Source organism: Paenibacillus gorillae (genome assembly GCF_000513275.1).
GTDB classification, from domain to species: domain Bacteria; phylum Bacillota; class Bacilli; order Paenibacillales; family Paenibacillaceae; genus Pristimantibacillus; species Pristimantibacillus gorillae.
This window is the reverse complement of sequence record NZ_CBVJ010000096.1, coordinates 1-18,264: the sequence shown is the minus strand read 5'-3', so window position 1 is coordinate 18,264 and position 18,264 is coordinate 1. Positions and strand designations below refer to the sequence as shown.

Sequence of the window (18,264 nt, the reverse complement as noted above, 5' to 3'; positions counted from 1 at the left end):
GGCCTTGTTCAGCAATTTCAACCCTAAAAGGCAAAAATGGCGAAATCGCGTCGCTTAGCGGCGATATTTCGCCATTTGCTATTTTTGACTGGAAATAGGCGAGCAGGGTGGCATACAATAGGGGGATAGTTAGGCTGAGCGAGGAGTGAAGGCGTGTGCACAAGAAAAAAATTATGTTTACAGGCGGCGGATCGGCGGGACATGTGACGGTCAACCTGGCGCTCATTCCGCGTTTTGTGGAGGAAGGCTGGTCTGTCGATTACATAGGCTCGGAGGCAGGGATCGAGCGGCAGCTGATCACTCCGCTTCAAGATGTGAAATATTACGGTATCGCTACAGGCAAGCTTCGGCGCTATCTGGATTGGCAAAATGTAAAGGACCCTTTCAAAGTCGTGAAGGGCGCCTTTCAAGCTTACCGGATTATTCGAAAAGAAAAGCCTGACGTCTTGTTCTCGAAGGGCGGCTTCGTGTCGGTGCCGGTCGTGCTGGGAGCCAAGCTGAATCGGGTTCCGGTACTGATTCATGAATCGGATCTCACGCCGGGTCTGGCGAACCGGATTGCGATACCGCTCGCAACAGGCGTCTGTACGACATTTACGGAGACTGAACAGTATCTGCCGGCAGGAAAAGCCCGGTATGTCGGCGCGGTCATTCGCGAGCAGCTGAAGCAGGGGAATGTATCGAAAGGCCGAGCCTTTTGCAACTTTTCCTCAACGAAGCCAGTACTGCTTATTATGGGCGGAAGCCTTGGCGCGCGCAAAATCAATCAAGCGGTCAGATCAGCGCTTGGCCGGTTGACCGAACGGTTTCAGATCGTCCATCTTTGCGGCAAGGGACAGGTAGAGCCGTCCTTGGAATCGCCGTATTACAGGCAATTTGAATACATTAACGAAGAGCTGCCGGATGTGCTGGCGATGTCTGATGTCATCATCTCCAGAGCGGGCTCCAATTCGATCTTTGAATTTTTATATTTGCGCAAGCCGATGCTGTTAATTCCGCTGACGAAGGAGCAAAGCCGCGGCGACCAGCTGCTGAATGCGCGCTCGTTCCAACAGGCGGGCTACAGCGACGTGCTGTTCGAGGAGCAGATGACGGCAGAGACGCTGACAAGCAGCGTGGAGACACTGTACGCAAACCGCGACAAATATATCGAGAGAATGGAGCAGGACGAACGTAAGGATACGCTGTCGATGCTGTTCCAAATGATTAAAAATACGGCAAAGCCAAACCGGAAATAAGGAAGCGCTGTGCAGCTTTCACACATTTTTGGCTGCTTACGGAGACGGTTCCAGCCCAAGCGGGACAAATTACTGCTTGAGGTTGGAGCGGTCTTTTTCGTATAATGGGGGGAAGCATAGGCAAGGTTATGTTATTGCCTTATTTGGCAGGACATGTGCGTTAAATTGCAGGAGGGAATCGAACATGGAATATATCAGTACCCGAGGCAATGTCGGGAAAATCGGATTTATTGACGCGTTTTTGATGGGCTTGGGAGATGACGGAGGCTTGCTCGTGCCAAGCGAAATCCCTGTTATTTCCGCAGCAAAGCTGAAGGAATGGCAGAACCTCAGCTATCAGGAGCTGGTTCTCGAAATCTTCTCCTACTATACGAATGATGAAATTCCGCAAGAAGATCTGAAGAAGCTCGTCTATGACAGCTATTCGACGTTCCGCGATCCGGAGGTAACGCCAGTGCGCAAGCTGAACGACAGCTTGTACCTGCTGGAGCTTTTCCACGGGCCGACTTTTGCGTTTAAAGATATCGCCCTGCAGTTTATGGGCCAGTTGTACACATACGTATCCCGCAAGCAAAATAAAACGATCCACATCCTTGGCGCAACTTCCGGCGATACGGGGGCGTCTGCTATTGAAGGCGTACGCGGCAAAGAGGGTATTAAAATCGCCATCCTTCACCCGAACGGCAAAGTGAGCAAGGTGCAGGAGCTGCAAATGACGACCGTTCAGGATTCGAACGTACTGAATCTGTCTGTGGAAGGCAACTTCGATGATTGCCAACGCATCATTAAAGATCTGTTCGCTGATCTCGATTTCAAAGCGAATAATCATCTGTGCGCAATCAACTCCATCAACTTTGTGCGCATTCTGGCGCAGACGGTTTATTACTTCTATGCATACTTCCAAGTTGCCAAGCAGACGGGCAGCGAGCAGCAGCTTAACTTCAGCGTGCCGACTGGCAACTTCGGTGATATTTTTGCCGGTTATCTGGCGAAACGCATGGGATTGCCGGTTAACAAGCTCATTCTGGCAACAAACGAGAACAATATTTTGGAGCGTTTTATTCAAGAGGGCGTGTACAAGCCGGGCGGTTTCCGCTCGACGTACAGCCCGTCGATGGATATTCAGGTAGCCAGCAACTTCGAGCGTTACCTGTACTATGTACTGGATGAAAATCCGGCGCAAATCCGCGAGCTGATGGACGGCTTCAAACGTGATGGCGAAATCGTCATTCCAGCGGATGCCCTTGCCCGCGTACAGGCGGAGTTTGCTGCCCACGGCGTACAAGGACAGGAATGTCTGGATACGATTTCGAAATACAAGTCGGCAACCGGCTATCTGCTTGATCCGCATTCCGCATGCGGCGTAGCGGCTTCTGACGTGCGCAGCGGCGCGCAGGATGTAACGGTATCGCTAGCGACAGCGCATCCGGCGAAATTCAATGAGGCGATTGCGCTTTGCGGCATTGAACAGCAGTTCCCGGAGCAAATCGAAGCGTTGTTCAGCAAGCCTCAGCGCCAGACACAGGTGGACGGCTCGGCGGAAGAGATCGTGCGCGAGCTTGTTCAATTTTATAATGCATAAGGGGACCCCCTGGAAAAACCTTCAGACCTTTGCTTAGGCGAGTCTGGAGGTTTTTTTTGTACGCTATTTATATAATGAAATTGCATAACACTGCCCGTACAATTTCAGGCATGAAGGTCAACTGGTATAAATTTGAAGGAGGGGCAAAGTAAAATGAAATATTCAAACAGCATTGTTCTTGTGACAGGAACTGGACAAGGCATCGGGCGTGCGGTTGCGCTTGCTTACGCAGCCGAAGGAGCGAAGGTAATTGCGGTGGATCGTAACGCTGAAGCCGCTCTGCAGACCGTTCAAGATATTCAGAAGGCAGGGGGAGAGGCGGTCTCCTATACCGTCGATCTCAGTCGTCCCGAAGAGATAGAAGCTTTGTATGCCTCCATTCGGGAACAGTATGGAAGGCTCGATGTACTTATTAACAATGCGGGGCTTTCCTATTGGAAGTCACCGTATGACATTACGCTGGAAGAATGGGATTATGTGATACATACGAACTTGCGCGGGACTTTTCTTTGCGCCAGAGAGGCGGCCAAGATCATGCGGGAGCATGGCGGCGGTGCGATCGTCAATATGGCTTCGACACGGGCGATGATGTCCGAGCCGAACTCGGAAGCATATGCCGCTTCGAAAGGCGGTATCGTATCGCTGTCGCACGCGCTCGCCGTTTCGTTTGCAGCGGAACGGATTCGCGTCAATACCGTAAGTCCGGGCTGGATCGAGAACGGTGATTATGCAGCGCTTCGCGAGCAGGATCACGCTCAGCATCCGTCGATGCGGGTTGGCCGGCCGGAGGATATCGTGCGCGCATGCTTCTATTTGACCGATCCGGGCAATGACTTCGTCAACGGCATCAACTTGGTCGTAGACGGCGGTATGACGCGTAAAATGATCTATGAGGAGTAGGGCGCACATGGTACTCTGTTACCGTCGACGGTCAATTTGCTAGTGCGATTTTCCAGCCCCGAGCGAAGCTGATTCGCAAAATAACGAAGGGCAGTTCGCTAACTAGTTGGTATAGAGGGCGATCTAGCGGACTGCGAGTTTATAGCGAACTTTTTTTACGTTTTCCGTGAACCAAGGTTCACGAATAACGAAGTTAAGTTCGCTATGGGGGCAGTTACCCGACTCATCCTCCTATATAACGAATTTAGCTTCGCTACATAGCGAAGCTGCTTCGCAAATGTTCGCATGAGTCTGCTCAGGCAGTTCATCGAGTTGAGATAAAATTTTTTTTGTTAGGCTTTGTTATTTTTTGCTGCCCCGTGTCGTCTTCCTTATAGCAGAGTTATTTATCGCTCATACGAGAGGCGGCGGAAACGGTGGGATTGGAGCAGGATCGTAAGATAGATAGGTTAAGAGAGCTGGAAATTATCGGCTATCGGTTGTGCTACGGCCTGCTCCAATCTGAGCGGCTTGCGCATGAAGCGGCCAAGGAGCTGCTGCTCCGTTTGTTTCGCGACAGCCGTATCTTTGCCGGAGCTGCTGCAGCCTGCGAGGCGAAGCTGCTTCGACGGGAGGCGGCGGAGGTTTGCCGCATCTATATGAGTCAGGCGGCTGTTCAATAAGCGTCACATGAGAAAATAGGAAACCCTGCATTATACGCCATGGCGGCGAGTGATGCAGGGTTTTTATATTGCTTATTGATGGTTCGACAAGCCAAACGCTTCGGCCAACAGGCGATAAGATTTCACCCTTGCCTCGAAGTTATGAATCGAGCTCATAACGAGCACTTCGTCTGCCTGGTATTGCTCAGCCAGACGGAGCAAGCCCGCTTTCACTTGATCCGGTGTACCGATAATGCGGCGTTCACGGGCCCGGTTGATCCGGTACAAATCATTTTCAGTATACGGGTAGTCTAGCGCCGTTTGAACCGAAGGGAAGCCATGCTGGTCGACGCCGTTCTCCAGCAACAAGAAGAACAGGTCGGTACTCAGTGCAAGCTGATTCGCTTCTTCCTCGGTGTCGGCGCAGATGGCAAGCGCAGCGACCATTGATTTCGGACGATCATTGGACGGGGAGGGCTGGAAATGCTCCTGATAGTGTTTCATTGCCGTTTCACCGCCCGGTGTACCGAAAAACTGGGCGAATGCGAAGGCGGTACCGAGCTGCGCTGCGATGCGCGCACTCTCGAAGCTGGAACCGAGCAGCCATACCTCCGGCGGCTGTGAGATGGAAGGAGCGGCATGCAGACCAGAGAAAGGATGGCCCTCCGGCAGCTTGCCGTTCAAATAGCCGACGAAGTCCATAATCTGCTGCGGATATTTGTTGATGTCGACGAACTTATTTTCTTGCAGCGCTCTCGTCGCGAGCGGCATGCCGCCGGGCGCACGGCCGAATCCGGCATCGATACGGCCGGGATACAGTGCTGCTAGCAGCTTGAAGTTTTCCGCGACTTTATAGGCACTATAATGAGGAAGCATTACGCCGCCAGAGCCGAGACGGATTCGTTCCGTGGCATTCGCCAGATGAGCGATTAATATTTCCGGAGTGGAGAAGGAAAGCATCTTGCCGGCATGATGCTCGGATATCCAATAGCGGCTGTAGCCCAGCTTTTCCACTTCCTGAGCCAGTCTTGTCGTATCCGCAAGCGCATCTGCGGCTTGCTGCCCTTCCCCGATATGAGATTGATCCAATATACCTAATTTGATCATGATCAAGTACCTCCTATGATGAAAAACTGCTAACTGTTATTATTTTAGATACATTTATTATTATACCGATAGTGGACTGGAAACATCAACCGGGCGTGCCGGAGGGCTCAAAATCAGCGCAAATATTGACTTGGGGCGTTATTAAGGGTATTATTACACAATCGTGAATAATGAACAGTAAGGGTGAAAATCTTGAATTCGAAACTGCAAATTAAGAATGTAACCTTGGCGGACAAAGACATGAAATCCGGTTTGTTCCAGTACATTATGACGCTTGGCGACGGTTCCAGAGCGCGGTTGTTCTACAGCAGCACTCCAGAATGGAAATTGACCGGCGTTACCCGCATGCTGAACGTGCCTTGCCCGCTTTGCCGGAAGGACTACTATTGCGGATGCTTCGAGAAGAACGCGGATTTGTTTGAACGTCAAATCAACGATCAAGACCTGATCCCGGCTTCGCTGAGAGTTTAATTGCCACTTTAAACGTCTTAACAGCAGAAACGGCTCCGTCCAGATGGACGAAGCCGTTTCTTTTTTTGGCGATGTAAGGGTGCTGCACTTATCGTGAGCATGGGGCAAGAGGACGCGATAGACGGATAGACGGATAGACGGATAGTCCGATAGTTGTTAGTCTGTTAGTTGTGAGTTTACCCTGCATCAGGACCTCTGCTATGTTTTTGTGCAATTGTCCAGTCACCTTGCAACGAAGGCTGAGTAAGTAATGAGCGGTTATAGAGCTGTAAAGTAACGTTACATCTGCGGAACCATTTCGTTAATCGGTTTAGCGAAGCTGCTTCGTAAATTAACGAAGCTAAATTCGTTGTTTGGGTTATTAAAGGCAGGGATTTATTCATTTGCGAAGCTGCTTTCGCTATTCGCGAACCTAGGTTCACGGTTAACGAAAATAGCTTCGCTCTGCAAACCAGTTCAGCTGCAGCAGCATTCTATAGCGAAATCGCCTTCGTTAATTAGCGAAGGCGATTCGTTGTAAAGGAGTTTGTGAGCTAAGTTGGAGGTGTGCAGACAAATGCAGCTGTTGATGCTGATGCCAATGAAAGTGCCAGTGCCAGTGCCAGTGCCAGTGCCCAGAAAAGTGTAACGTAAACGTTTGAGTTCAGGATGACTTTTCGCAGATTTTATTCATAATGATGATCCAAAAAAAATCAAAAAATGAAATCAAGAATGGCAGCATGGACCAAACGTTGCAGTGAAACTATATCGTACACAGGCATTTGCACTGTGTGATAGTTGAACGTGAGACACCCGCGCCCCGTTTATGAAGTGAACTTCTTCAGCACGATAACGGCATTATGGCCGCCGAAGCCAAATGAGTTGGACAAGCCAATCGTCAAGTTTGCTTCACGAGCCTCGCCAGGAACATAGTCCAAATCGCAGAAGGGATCCGCTTCCTCCAGATTAATTGTCGGCGGAATGAGATTATGCTGCATCGACTTGACGAGCGCCACGGCTTCCGCAGCGCTGGAAGCGCCGAGAAGGTGGCCCGTCATCGATTTGTTGGCTGTAATAGGAATCCGGTAAGCATGCTCGCCGAATAGCTTTTTGATCGCCGCAGTCTCCGATTTGTCCCCAACGACCGTGCTCGTAGCATGGGCGCTAATGACGTCCACTTCGTCCGGCTGGACGCCTGCATCAGCAAGCGCAGCACGCATAGCCTGGTAGGCGCCAATTCCTTCGGGATGAGTCGCGACCATATGATAAGCGTCGGAGCTGGCGCCGTAGCCAATTACCTCCGCGTAAATATGAGCATTGCGCTTTTGGGCGTGCGAGAGGGATTCCAGTATCAAGATACCCGCGCCTTCCGCCATAACGAAACCGTCTCGGCCCGCATCGAATGGGCGGCTGGCATGAGTAGGATCATCATTGCGGGTAGATAGCGCCGTCGCATTGCTGAAGCTTGCAAGCGAAATGTCCGTCACGGCAGCTTCTGTACCGCCTGCGATTACCGCATCGGCTCCGCCCAGGCGAATGAGTCTTGCTGCTTCCCCAATCGACGTATTGCCGATGGAGCATGCCGTTACCGGCGAGAGCGTAGGCCCTGTCGCGCCGTATTTAATGCTGATCATGGCGGCAGCCATGTTCGAGATCATTAGCGGTACCAGCGTCGGGCTTACTCGCTCCGGTCCGCGTGCTCGCAAAATATCGGACTGGTCGAGCAGCGTCTGAATGCCGCCAACACCTGAGCCGACGTAAACGCCTAGGCGCTCATAATCGAGCGGTGAATCCGGCGCTCCTAAGCCGGAATCCTCCCATGCCTGCTCGGCAGCGGCCAGTGCCAGCTGGCAGAAACGGTCCATTTTCCGCGCCTCTTTTTTACCGAATATAGCTTCTGCATCAAAGTTTTTAACGAGACCTGCAATTTGCGATTTATGGCGCGATACATCAAACGTATCAATCTTTGTAATGCCTGACTCTCCGCGCTGCAGCCCTTCCCAAAAACGATCAACTGTATTTCCGAGGGGGGAGAGCACGCCCATACCTGTAATAACGACTCGTTCCATCTATATTCCTCCTTCAATTCATCCAAGGTTACTGATTCTTAGATGTTATCTTGTCATGTTTGATATCCTATTACAAGTTGTAGATTATAATAGTATAATGACTACTAGGATAAAGGTTGAGTAAGGTGGGATCAGTAATGAATCAGCAAACGAGACTTCAGGCGTTGTCCGCTTTCTTAAAGCAGCAGCGCTCCAAAATCTCACCAGAAGCAGTTGGACTGGCGGCAGGAACCCGCAGGAGAACGCCAGGGCTGCGCCGGGAAGAGGTTGCACAGCTAGCTGGCGTAAGCACGACTTGGTACACCTGGCTGGAGCAGGGACGGGATATCCGGGTGTCCGCATCTGTGCTGGATTGCGTGGCAAGCGCCTTGCAGCTCAGCGTCGATGAGCGAAAATATCTGTTCGCGCTGGCTCTGGAGACAGGCGGACAAACGGCTCCGAAAGAGGGGCAAGCGCAGCATGAAATCAGCCCGTCGTTGAAGAGGATTTTGCAAGAGCTGCGAAATTGTCCGACGATCATTACCGATCGCAGATATGATATTGTCGGCTGGAACGAGGCCGCCGCTCATGTCTTTCTTGATTTTGAACGGATTCCGGCTGATCAGCGCAATATGATCCGGATGCTTTTTACCCGAAAGGAGCTGCAGCGTCTTGCTGTGAACTGGGAGCATTTTACGAGCGGCTTTCTTGCGATTTTCCGGGCCTATTACGGGCAATATGTAGAGGACGATTGGTATGAGCGGTTTTTAGAGGAGATGAAGACAGCACATCCGGATTTTGAACGGCTTTGGAGGCAAAGTGATGTGAAGTCGGCTCCAGAGGTGCTGATCGAGTTCCGTCATGCAAAAGCGGGCAAAATGCTGTTTCATCTTACTTCGCTGCAGGTACAGGGAAGCGCAGATTTGCGCTGCAGCATTTATACGCCGGCTCCGGAGTCTTCCACCGAATTTAAGCTGAGACAGCTGATGGAGAAGCAGTAGCGTTGAGATACTGGCTATACGGCGCAATAATGTATGGATGAAGCGGGAGGCCTTCAAGAGGCGTCCCGCTTTCCATTTGAATTTTCTAGTTAAATCTCAACCGGCGTACGAATGCCGAGCAGATGCAGCCCTTCCTCCAGACAGGCTCCAGTTGCTTTTACGAGCTCGAGCTTAGCCGTTCTTTCGGCATTGTTGTCTGTAAAAATACGCTGGTGGCGGTAAAAACGGTTAAAAGCTTGCGCACACTCGATCAAATATCTTGCGAGTACCGAAGGCTCATTGCGTTCGGCCGCTTGCGCCAGCGCCTCGGGATAAGCGACAAGATGCTTGAACAACTGCCAGCTATAATCGTCCGCAGCCTCTTGGAATGAATACGATGCGGCTCCCTCCGTCTGCTGCTGTTGTCCGTACTCCAGTTCGGCGCGTGACAGCAGACGCTGAATTCTGGCATAGGCGTATTGGACATACGGGCCGGTCTCGCCTTCGAAATTGACCGTTTCTGCCAAATTAAAGTCGACGTTCAATATACGGGAATGCAGCAAGTCGCCAAACACAACCGCTCCGATGCCGATGGCCTCTGCAACGTTTTGCTTATCGGCCAAATCGGGATTTTTCTCTTCGATTTTCTGCAGCGCATGCTGCACCGCCTCGTCGAGTACCTCTTCCAGAAATACGACTTTTCCTTTACGCGTGGACATCTTTTTTCCATTCATCCGCATCAAGCCAAACGGTACATGCTGCAGTTCCTTAGCCCAAGTCTTGCCCATCCGCTCCAGTACGAGAGCAATTTGGCGGAAGTGCAGCGTCTGTTCAGAGCCTACGACATAGAGCAGCTTATCGCCTCCCATCACATCATGGCGGTATAACGCCGTAGCCAGATCCCGGGTTGCATAAATCGAAGAACCGTCTGATTTGCGGATCATGCAGGGCGGCAATCCTTCTTCATCCAGCCGAACGACCATCGCACCATCGCTTTCCTCCAGCAGCCCCAGCCGTTCCAGTTCTTCCGCAACAGCATCCATTTTATCGTTGTAAAAGCTTTCTCCAAGCACATGGTCGAAGCGGACGCCAAGCCTGTCGTACAGCCGCTGAAATTCCGTCTTGCTGTCGGTGATGAACTTCTCCCAGTAATTCAGCGCGGTCTCGTTGCCGGCTTCCAGCTTGGCGAACCAATCTCTTGCTTGCAGCTCCAATTCAGGCCGGCTTTCGGCTTCCTGATGAAATTTTACATAGAGCGATAAATACGCTTTGATCGGATCGGCAGCAATTGCCGCATCATCGCCCCACTCTAAATAAGCAACGATTTGCTTGCCAAATTGCGTGCCCCAATCGCCCAGATGATTGACATTGACGGTGTCGTACCCGACTTTTCTTAAAATATGGTACAACGCGTTGCCGATCATCGTCGAACGCAAATGGCCGATGCCGAAAGGCTTCGCAATATTAGGGGAGGACATATCGATAATGACGCGCTTGCCCTGCCCGATATTTGGCGCTGCCGTAAATCCGGCTCCGTCCCGGCTGCCTGACATATGCTGCTCCATCACAAGCGAGCGGTTCAGCTTGAAATTCAAATAAGGGCCGACTGCTTCGACCTGCCAGTATTCGTGTGCTAGCTGAGGTGCCCATTCAGCGGCAATCTGCTGCGGGCTTAGCTTCAGTTTGCGGGATAAAATAAAACAAGGAAGCGCCAGGTCGCCATGAGCCTCATGGGCGGGGACTTCAAGAGCCTGAAAGATTTCTTCCTCGCTAAGTGGCAGACTAGACGCCAGTTTTTGGGCCATATGTTTTTTTAACAATGAGATCAACCTCCTGAACGATAAAATGAACGCATAAAAACCCCGTCTCAGAAGAGACGGGGTTCAATTCCCGCGGTACCACTCTTATTGCCCGAATGATCATGCATGCATTGATCGCATCATAGGGGCATCTCGCCGTTGTAACGGTTCTGAACCGGGCAAGCCTACGACGGTGACGCTGCAAATTAACGCTGCGCTCGTATTCGGCAAGCCATCTCCCGGGTCCGCTTCATCTGTTCGGTCATAACCGGCTCCCACCATCCCGGCTCGCTTGATATGACAGGAGCAGACTACTGTCCCGTTCGTCGACATTCGCTATTCAAGTAATGTCAGCTATCATAATTAAAAATGACGGAAAAGTCAAACAATTTTATAAGTAAAGAACGAACAAAAGACCCTTCGCAGGGTCTTTTGTAATTTGGAATAGTCAATGGAAGCGTATAAGCGTTTATAGGTTTGGCGTGCGATAGCGGGACGTTTTTCTGCATGAGCTGGTGCAATCACTAGGGCAAATTGAGGGGATTAACTTAGCAGCCTTTGTTCCAGCCGCCCAAACCGCAGCTGCAAGCGATAATCACCAACAGAATGAAGAGAACCAGAATAACTCCCGTGTTCGAAAAAGCACCACCTACGTAACCGGACATTTTGAAATGCACCTCCTCACGTATTGAGTACATTATAAGATATGCATGCCTGTCACAATTGGCGTGGGTGTTTGTCAGGGAGCGAATGGATAGCGGGTAATTGTTGAGGAATGATGGGCGGAGTAGGCGGGAGAGAGGAAGGGGCTGTGCTATGGAGCGGGAGGCGGGGGAGGGGCTGTGCTATGGAGCGGGAGGCGGGGGAGGGTTGACGCTGGAGCGAAGCGGTTTCGCTAATTTAATTAGCGAAGGTGATTGCGGTATGGGAAGGGAGTGAAGGTGGCGGTTTACGCTGGAGCGAAGCTGCTTCGCAAAATAGCGAAGGTTATTGCGCTGTAGGCAGCAGTCACAGTCCAGTGCCGAGCAATAGCGAAGCAATTTTCGCTACTCATGAACGTAGGTTCACCAACAGCGAAGTTTGCTTCGCTATAGTCATTTTAAGTTAGTTAAGGGCAATGTGCAGCGAAGTTAGGTTCGCAAAATAGCGAATCCGGTTCGTACGAGCAGCAGGGTGGGGGTAGGAGCTGGAACGGAGCTGCTTTTACAACTGGAGCGAAGCGACTTCGCAAAAATAGCGAAGGCAATTTCGTTGGAGGCAGCAGTCACAGTCCAGCGTCGAGCAATAGCGAAGCAATTTTCGCTACTCATGAACGTAGGTTCACCAACAGCGAGGTTTGCTTCGCTATAGTCATTTTAAGTTAGTTAAAGGCTCAGTGCAGCGAAGTTAGGTGCGCAAAATAGCGAATCCGGTTCGTTCGAGCAGCGGGAACCCGAGTAGGAGCTATAAGGGGCAGAAGCGGGTTGAGCAACCGGGCTAGAGTATGACCTAGGACGGGACGACTTAGTAACAGGTTGGGCAACCACAGCCGAACAACATTCCAGGATGACTCAGTAACAGTTTTAAGTTGCTGAATTACGGCTGCATTACAGTCATATAACAAAAAAAGCAATGCCGACGCAGGGCGCTTCGTCCTGCATCGGCATTGCTTTCATATCATCGCCTTCGGCTGATCCGGCCGGAGCCTGATCGGACTTTCGGGTACGTTTTCTTGGGCTTTGTGAAGACGGTGCCCTTTTTGCCCGAGCTGCCTTTCTTGTCGCCCGTAATGATCGTGCCCTTGGAGCCGCTGGACGAACCAGAGCTTCCCTTTTTGCCGCCCATTACAGTGGAATCGGCATTTTTGGAACGTTTGAAAATCGTGCCCGTCCGGTCAACCGTCATCGGCGGCGCTTTTTTCACGTCCTGATCGCTTGGCTTCCGGTAGGTGCCCTGCGGCTTGTAGACATCCTTCGAGGAATAACCTCTGTAGCCGCCGTTGCCGTACCGTCCGTTATCGAACAGGTCGCCGATCAGGCTGGCCAGCAGGTAACCCTCAAGGAAGCTCATATTGTAGTTTTGCCGGACGTATTCCTTGGAGTCGACTTCGATGAGCGTGTCCTCAGGAGCGTCAGGCGCTTGTTGAATATGGATGATCTCGTCGGAATAGACGAGGAACATACGATCCGTGCTTTCTTTCGACTTTTCCTGCGGCTTTTTCTTCTCAATCAGCTGCGTTGCCACTTCCGGCACCGTCTGATTTTCCGCCCGGTACACGTACGAGGTTGAGCTGCCGGAGCCGTTGACCGATTCAAGCGGGTATTGCTCCTTCACTGTATCCGAGATCGCGCAAGCGGCGAGCATCGGGACGATGAAGCTAAGCAGCAGTAAAACTTTTATGCCTTGCAGCCACCACTTTTTCTCCATGCTGTGTCCTCCTCTACGCATAAGTCAGCTCGTCATGCAGCTGTCTATACGCCTCTCAGAACGTGAACGTCTGCCGGCAGCACAGACTCGCCTGTGTAGAGCATGAACCGGCCGTCCTGCCACTCTACGCGCAGCAGTCGCATATCGTCGGACTGGTACTGCCAGACATGCTGCTCGCCGCCTTGCATAAACGGCGTTTTGCCGTTTGCCATAATCATGCCCGAAAAATGTTCTTCCATATGGTACGCGCGGTCATCGAGCTCAAGCGTAGTCGGGACCTCATCGATCTCATCCAGCCGTCCGTCGATCTGCTCGTACAAAGCGAAAACCGTACGCTCCCGCTCTTCAATACACAAGTAGCGGATGTCGGTACCGTCCTGAAGCGTCAGGACGACCGCGTTGCGGCTGCGGTTTTGCGTGCGTCCCGTTACCTGATACGTTACGAGTGAAACCTCGCACACATCGCCTGCGGTCAAAGACAGAATGCTTTTCTCCGCCTGGACGGGTGCCGGCTTCGCCCAAATATTTTTAATCCGTTTGAAAAGGCTCATCGTTTCGTTCCCTCTTTCTGCTCGCAGTCGTTATTATTATACCGATCCAATAATAAGCGCCCCGGCAATATGAAGCGATCCTGCAAGAAGCGCGTAGCCGATTTTGCCATCATGAATGCCTTGCTCCAATTGTATACCTGCCGTTGCCGCAAAAAGTCCGGCGGAACAGCCATTCCAGCACGAGCAGCGTAATGAACGAAGCAACTGAAATCGCGAGTGCTTCCCACATATAAGTGGCTTGCCCGATCGATTGTGCTAAAATATACGCCTGTGCGCCCAGCTTCATGACAAAGCGCGTCGTTACTGCAATATTACCGTCTTTCATTTCTTGAAAATCATGATATTTCGTCGTTAATGAGTCCAAATACATCAATACAAACAGCAATACCGCGCCAGCGGCGGTCCACACCGGAATTTGCAGCAAATCCGTCCAAGTCATGCCATCGTTCCCCCGATATCGGTAAAATAATTGCAAAATCCGCCGGTTTTGCGATCGGGCTTCCCGATCCCAAACTCCGGCGGACAGGGCGCTTCAAGCAGCGCCGTTGCTTACTATTCCTTCTTCTCGTATTGTTTCAGAAGGGCGGCAAGCTCATCCTCAACCGCTTTGTCTTTGCCGAGAGCTGCAAATTCATCGTCCAGCGATTTGCCTTTGTTTACCGTCAGCTCGTTGCTTGCTTCGGCGCGAGCTTCCATCTCCAGCATTTTTTCTTCCATACGCTTCAGACCTGCACTTGCAGAGTCCGTACCGAAGCCAGCGATCGACTTGTTGATTTGCTCTTGCGCTTTAGCAGCATTGAAGCGAGCGGCAATCGTCTCGCGTTTGTTTTTCATGTCAGTGAGCTGTTTGCGCATTTCATCAAGCTTGCCGCGAAGGTTGTCGGCCATTGCTTTGTTGCTGTCATAGCTCGTTTTGTACTCGGCAGCTTTCGCTTCAGCCGATTTTTTCTCTTCCAGCGCACGGCGGGCCAGATCGATGTTTTGGGCTTGAGCAGCGACATGCGCTTGCTCTCCGCGTTTTTCAACGAGTTGAGCTTGCTCCTCGTACAATTGCTTGAATTTTTTCTCAAGGGCGATTTGAGCAGCTACCGCTTTTTCAGCATCTGCCAGGTCCTCGGTCATATCACGAATATACTGGTCAGTCAGTTTAATCGGATCCTCAGCTTTCTCGATCAGGGCATACACGTTGGAAAGGGTCAGGTCACGCAGGCGTTTGAAAATAGACATTTGTACAGGCCTCCTAATTATGTTTGGATGATTTAGTTATCGTCGGTACCGAATAGCTCTATTTACGATTATAAACCTCAATTAGTTTCAAGTGCAGATGAATTTAATAATCTATTTATAAATTTGGTGAATGTTGTGGTGAAAAACGGTCAAAGATCAAGCATTGAAGGACTTTGCGGATTCCTATACAATTTGTGGTATACATAGCGTTCATCATAGGAGGAAAAAGCAATGGCACTGGTTCAATGTGATTATTTCTCGGAAACGTTAGGCATGAGCACCTCAATGACGGTTATTTTGCCGCAAAAGACAGTATCGCAGATCGGCATGGAAGGGGCTGGGGGCGCGGGTAAGCATCCGGTTCTTTATTTGCTCCACGGTTTATCTGACGATAATACGATCTGGTTGCGCCGGTCATCGATCGAAAGATATGCATCACCGCTGGGTCTCGCTGTCGTCATGCCAAATTTGCATAAAAGCTTCTATACCAACATGGAGCAGGGTGACCGGTATTGGACATTTTTGACTGAAGAGCTGCCTGTTGTGGCGCGCTCCTTCTTCCCATTGTCGGCAGAACGGGAGCAAAATTTCGTAGCGGGCTTGTCCATGGGCGGTTACGGTGCTTTCAAATGGGCGATGAACTATCCTGACCGTTTTGCCGCAGCGGCGAGTCTTTCCGGAGCGCTCGATATGCACGAACACCGGGAGCAGCTGCAGCCGGACAATGGGCTGTATGTGCCGGTCATGAAGGCGTTTGGGGAGAGGCCGATTAAGGGAACGATCGACGATTTGCTGTGGATGGCGGAGCAGACGGACAAGCATACGGGGCCGAAGCCATTGCTGTATCAGGCCTGCGGCACGGAAGATTTTCTATATAAGGACAATCTCAGCTTCCGGGATGCTTGCCTGCAAACGAACTTGCAGTTAACCTATAGCGAAGAGCTAGGGGCGTCGCATGATTGGGGCTACTGGGATAGAAAAATCAAAGACGTGCTGGACTGGCTGCCGCTTAAATAAACGGCATCGGGCATCTGGAGCATGGGAAGTGCGGGCAGAATTGCCTTGCTTCCTGTGCTCTTTTTTATCCTGTCGGGGCTGCAGTCATGTAAAGGATGGTGCAGGAAGTCGATGCAGATACCCACAAACTTATCCACATTATCAACATAGGGACTTTAAGGCGGGGCGCTGTCCTGTGAGGTTTATCCACATTTTTGGTCATTCTCTTATCCACAAAAGAGATCATTTACAAGCAAACGGCTAGCTGTCATGATAGTTGAAGATGTGGAGAGTATCTATTTCATGATGTTAAAGACAGGAGAGAGCTTGGATGGTTTGGCTGTTGTTTTCAATTCTTGCTGCCTGCAGCTTCGGCTTGCGGGGCATTCTATATCATTGGACGAGTCAGAAGCCGCTTAGCCGAAATGCGCTGTTATGCGGAACTTTTTTCTCGGGGGCAGTTATTACCCTGATTTGTGCCGTTGTGACGGGGCAGCAGTGGACGATGTCGGCGCTAATCGGCTTGCAGATGGGACTGTTCTCGTTCGGCGCCAATGCGAGCATGTTCAAGGGCTTTGCGGTCGGCAAAGCGTCGCTAGTGGCTATTTTGACCGCATTGCCTTCGGTTGTAGTTGCTATTGTGGCATACCTATTGTGGGCAGAAAAGCTTAACGGCATGCAGTTCCTCGCCTTTGCCGTCATCATCACCGGTATACTGCTGGTGCGATACTCGAATGACTTGTCCTGGTCGAATTTGCAGGGAGCGCAGTGGGGATTTCTGGCGATGCTGCTGTTTGCCGGCAACGACCTGTCGGGCAAATGGTCAACAATGATGGAAGCGCAAATGTTCCCGACGCTCGTCTGCATGTTCGCCATGGGCAGCCTATGCTTTGGCCTATGGTGGTTGAAGGATCTTCGAGGGGAAAGGCTGGCTGCTGCCAGAGCTGTTGGGATTGTGGCGGCGAATGGAGCATTTGTTGGAGCGACGATCGGGAACGGCAGCGAGGGTGCAGCAGTATGGGGAGAAAGTGAGACGGGCAGCGCAGGTGCAATAGTAAGGGGAGAAAGAGAAAAGGGTAGCCCAGGTGCAATAGTAAGGGGAGAAAGCAGGAAGGGTAGCGCGAGTGCAGACAATGAGACTGTCAGGGGAGGTCGAGGAGCTAAGGTACAAATTGCTTCTGCTGCAGTATCGCCTGTTGGGGAGAAGGCTGCGTCGTCGTCGCTTGCTGGCTGGAGCGGCAAACGGACCTTTTTAACCGGACTTGGCGTCGGCATTACGAATGCGGTGGGGATGATGCTCATTATAACGGCGTTTGATCACGGCAAGGCCGGGCTAGTGTCGGCTGTGACTGCGCTCAACGTGCTCATCGTGTTGCTGTATACCCGATTTGTGGTAAAAGAAAAATTCACGAAGCTGGAGACGATCGGCATCGTCACAGCTTTTGCTGGCATTTTGTTGATGAGATTGTTCGGCGGATAGCAGGACGATTGGATAGTAGGGAACACCCCAAGCAGTCGCTGGCCGACTTTTGGGGTGTTTTTGGCTGCATCCGGAAATGGATGCGATGGGACTCTATTTTCACAATTGCCGACTTGTTTGAGAAAGCAATGTACGTTCAAATTGCCGACTGCGGCGAGGCGCCATGCTGCATAAGTCTCTTTTGGCTATGTTAGGCAATGCTTATAGCGGCATCGTCCATACGATTTCTGCAATACGTACGCATGCTTGACGGTTGTGTAATTGGAGGAGTACATGATCCGGTTTTACATCAATGATAGTACCCTCGATTCCGCCTCTTGTTGTTTCCAGCAGTACGAAACAGCCAGCTAGTTTACACAAAGCCTCTACCACGTAAGGGTCGATGGAAGAGATGGTTTGCACTTGGCTGGGATTGAACGGCTCATGACTGACTTTGCCGTATTGAGCATAATAATTTTGGTGATACAAGTGATCCACTCCTTGGAATATAGATTCGAACCCATCATATGCAGCTGCCTAGTTAGGGGAATGGGCTATATTTAAAGGAAATGGGCAAGGACCCTCGAAGCACAGAATAGCGAACCTGCTTCGCAATGTAACGAAGCCAAGTTCGCTATTGAGAAGACAAACTGGTGGGGTATCACCATCAGCGAACTAAATTTCGCTATTCGCGAACCAAGGTTCACGGAAAGCGAAAATTGCTTCGCTGCAGCGAAAAAGTAACTCACGGGTTAGACGAATAACGAACCTGGATGCGCAAAATAACGAACGTGCTTCGCTAAATTGGCGCATCGAGCTCGAATACAACTAAATAAGGAACTTGCTGCGTTAACTGTAGCCACGAACCTAGTTATATAAA

At 51.1% G+C, this 18,264-nt stretch carries 17 protein-coding genes, 1 pseudogene and 1 other annotated feature; of the genes and pseudogenes, 9 read left to right on the top strand and 9 right to left on the bottom strand.

The features are described from left to right. Positions 1–173: 173 nt before the first annotated feature. From TY10_RS17685 to TY10_RS17670, 4 genes are all read left to right on the top strand, one after another. Complete coding sequence (locus TY10_RS17685; protein ID WP_042166282.1) at positions 174–1,238, top strand: undecaprenyldiphospho-muramoylpentapeptide beta-N-acetylglucosaminyltransferase; 1,065 nt, start codon at positions 174–176, stop codon at positions 1,236–1,238. Between the two features lie 184 nt (positions 1,239–1,422). Beyond that, positions 1,423–2,820 carry a threonine synthase gene (gene thrC / locus TY10_RS17680; protein WP_042166266.1) on the top strand — a complete coding sequence of 466 codons (1,398 nt, stop codon included), beginning with the start codon at positions 1,423–1,425 and terminating at the stop codon, positions 2,818–2,820. Positions 2,821–2,973: 153 nt separating this feature from the next. Further along, positions 2,974–3,720, top strand: a complete 747-nt coding sequence (locus TY10_RS17675) for an SDR family NAD(P)-dependent oxidoreductase (RefSeq protein ID WP_042166264.1) — start codon at positions 2,974–2,976, stop codon at positions 3,718–3,720. 416 nt (positions 3,721–4,136) lie between these two features. Beyond that, positions 4,137–4,382 carry a hypothetical protein gene (locus tag TY10_RS17670; RefSeq protein ID WP_042166262.1) on the top strand — a complete coding sequence of 82 codons (246 nt, stop codon included), beginning with the start codon at positions 4,137–4,139 and terminating at the stop codon, positions 4,380–4,382. Between the two features lie 72 nt (positions 4,383–4,454). Here the strand turns inward: TY10_RS17670 and TY10_RS17665 are convergent, their stop codons facing one another. Beyond that, the gene (locus tag TY10_RS17665) at positions 4,455–5,468 is read right to left on the bottom strand and encodes an LLM class flavin-dependent oxidoreductase (RefSeq protein ID WP_042166259.1); all 1,014 of its coding nucleotides are present in this window, start codon (positions 5,466–5,468) and stop codon (positions 4,455–4,457) included. A 192-nt stretch (positions 5,469–5,660) separates the two neighbouring features. Between TY10_RS17665 and TY10_RS17660 the strand changes: the two genes are divergently transcribed. Next, complete coding sequence (locus TY10_RS17660; RefSeq protein ID WP_052350618.1) at positions 5,661–5,939, top strand: hypothetical protein; 279 nt, start codon at positions 5,661–5,663, stop codon at positions 5,937–5,939. An 803-nt stretch (positions 5,940–6,742) separates the two neighbouring features. Here the strand turns inward: TY10_RS17660 and fabF are convergent. Further along, positions 6,743–7,987 (bottom strand): beta-ketoacyl-ACP synthase II, encoded by a 1,245-nt coding sequence (gene fabF, locus TY10_RS17655; protein WP_042166257.1) that lies wholly within the window; start codon positions 7,985–7,987, stop codon positions 6,743–6,745. 137 nt (positions 7,988–8,124) lie between these two features. Here fabF and TY10_RS17650 point away from each other — a divergent pair, with 137 nt between their 5' ends. Then, a complete protein-coding gene (locus TY10_RS17650) occupies positions 8,125–8,967 on the top strand; it encodes a helix-turn-helix transcriptional regulator (RefSeq protein WP_042166255.1) in 843 nt (280 codons plus the stop codon). An 89-nt stretch (positions 8,968–9,056) separates the two neighbouring features. Here the strand turns inward: TY10_RS17650 and argS are convergent, their stop codons facing one another. After that, positions 9,057–10,766, bottom strand: coding sequence for an arginine--tRNA ligase (argS, locus tag TY10_RS17645; protein ID WP_042166252.1), 1,710 nt, complete (start codon positions 10,764–10,766; stop codon positions 9,057–9,059). A gap of 49 nt (positions 10,767–10,815) precedes the next feature. After that, positions 10,816–11,081 (bottom strand) — a binding site (T-box leader). 212 nt (positions 11,082–11,293) lie between these two features. Then, positions 11,294–11,410 carry a sporulation protein YjcZ gene (locus TY10_RS29945; protein ID WP_081735345.1) on the bottom strand — a complete coding sequence of 39 codons (117 nt, stop codon included), beginning with the start codon at positions 11,408–11,410 and terminating at the stop codon, positions 11,294–11,296. 151 nt (positions 11,411–11,561) lie between these two features. On the opposite strand from TY10_RS29945, the gene TY10_RS32110 reads away from it, so the two are divergent. Continuing rightward, complete coding sequence (locus TY10_RS32110) at positions 11,562–11,684, top strand: hypothetical protein (RefSeq protein ID WP_272945307.1); 123 nt, start codon at positions 11,562–11,564, stop codon at positions 11,682–11,684. A gap of 717 nt (positions 11,685–12,401) precedes the next feature. On the opposite strand, the gene TY10_RS17640 is transcribed toward TY10_RS32110, so the two are convergent. From TY10_RS17640 to TY10_RS17625, 4 genes and pseudogenes are all read right to left on the bottom strand, one after another. Then, positions 12,402–13,151: a DUF4247 domain-containing protein gene (locus TY10_RS17640; protein ID WP_042166249.1), complete on the bottom strand. Its 750-nt coding sequence runs from the start codon at positions 13,149–13,151 to the stop codon at positions 12,402–12,404. Between the two features lie 44 nt (positions 13,152–13,195). After that, positions 13,196–13,702 (bottom strand): DUF4178 domain-containing protein, encoded by a 507-nt coding sequence (locus TY10_RS17635; protein WP_042166246.1) that lies wholly within the window; start codon positions 13,700–13,702, stop codon positions 13,196–13,198. Between the two features lie 36 nt (positions 13,703–13,738). Then, positions 13,739–14,141, bottom strand: a pseudogene (locus tag TY10_RS17630) (DUF350 domain-containing protein). Between the two features lie 113 nt (positions 14,142–14,254). After that, positions 14,255–14,929 carry a PspA/IM30 family protein gene (locus TY10_RS17625; protein WP_042166244.1) on the bottom strand — a complete coding sequence of 225 codons (675 nt, stop codon included), beginning with the start codon at positions 14,927–14,929 and terminating at the stop codon, positions 14,255–14,257. A gap of 231 nt (positions 14,930–15,160) precedes the next feature. Here TY10_RS17625 and TY10_RS17620 point away from each other — a divergent pair, with 231 nt between their 5' ends. Then, complete coding sequence (locus TY10_RS17620; RefSeq protein ID WP_042166242.1) at positions 15,161–15,946, top strand: alpha/beta hydrolase; 786 nt, start codon at positions 15,161–15,163, stop codon at positions 15,944–15,946. 310 nt (positions 15,947–16,256) lie between these two features. Then, the gene (locus TY10_RS31695; RefSeq protein WP_042166239.1) at positions 16,257–17,405 is read left to right on the top strand and encodes a DMT family transporter; all 1,149 of its coding nucleotides are present in this window, start codon (positions 16,257–16,259) and stop codon (positions 17,403–17,405) included. Positions 17,406–17,606: 201 nt separating this feature from the next. On the opposite strand, the gene TY10_RS17610 is transcribed toward TY10_RS31695, so the two are convergent. Continuing rightward, positions 17,607–17,873, bottom strand: coding sequence for a DUF2642 domain-containing protein (locus TY10_RS17610; RefSeq protein ID WP_081735344.1), 267 nt, complete (start codon positions 17,871–17,873; stop codon positions 17,607–17,609). Between the last annotated feature and the right edge of the window lie 391 nt (positions 17,874–18,264).

Bases quoted from the DNA above. Each gene is read 5' to 3' on its own strand.
- TY10_RS17685 (WP_042166282.1), top strand. From the start codon at position 174: ATGTTTACAGGCGGCGGATCGGCGGGACATGTGACGGTCAACCTGGCG.
- thrC (WP_042166266.1), top strand. From the start codon at position 1,423: ATGGAATATATCAGTACCCGAGGCAATGTCGGGAAAATCGGATTTATT.
- TY10_RS17675 (WP_042166264.1), top strand. From the start codon at position 2,974: ATGAAATATTCAAACAGCATTGTTCTTGTGACAGGAACTGGACAAGGC.
- TY10_RS17665 (WP_042166259.1), bottom strand. From the start codon at position 5,468: ATGATCAAATTAGGTATATTGGATCAATCTCATATCGGGGAAGGGCAG.
- fabF (WP_042166257.1), bottom strand. From the start codon at position 7,987: ATGGAACGAGTCGTTATTACAGGTATGGGCGTGCTCTCCCCCCTCGGA.
- TY10_RS17650 (WP_042166255.1), top strand. From the start codon at position 8,125: ATGAATCAGCAAACGAGACTTCAGGCGTTGTCCGCTTTCTTAAAGCAG.
- TY10_RS29945 (WP_081735345.1), bottom strand. From the start codon at position 11,410: ATGTCCGGTTACGTAGGTGGTGCTTTTTCGAACACGGGAGTTATTCTG.
- TY10_RS32110 (WP_272945307.1), top strand. From the start codon at position 11,562: ATGGAGCGGGAGGCGGGGGAGGGGCTGTGCTATGGAGCGGGAGGCGGG.
- TY10_RS17640 (WP_042166249.1), bottom strand. From the start codon at position 13,151: ATGGAGAAAAAGTGGTGGCTGCAAGGCATAAAAGTTTTACTGCTGCTT.
- TY10_RS17635 (WP_042166246.1), bottom strand. From the start codon at position 13,702: ATGAGCCTTTTCAAACGGATTAAAAATATTTGGGCGAAGCCGGCACCC.
- TY10_RS17625 (WP_042166244.1), bottom strand. From the start codon at position 14,929: ATGTCTATTTTCAAACGCCTGCGTGACCTGACCCTTTCCAACGTGTAT.
- TY10_RS17620 (WP_042166242.1), top strand. From the start codon at position 15,161: ATGGCACTGGTTCAATGTGATTATTTCTCGGAAACGTTAGGCATGAGC.
- TY10_RS31695 (WP_042166239.1), top strand. From the start codon at position 16,257: ATGGTTTGGCTGTTGTTTTCAATTCTTGCTGCCTGCAGCTTCGGCTTG.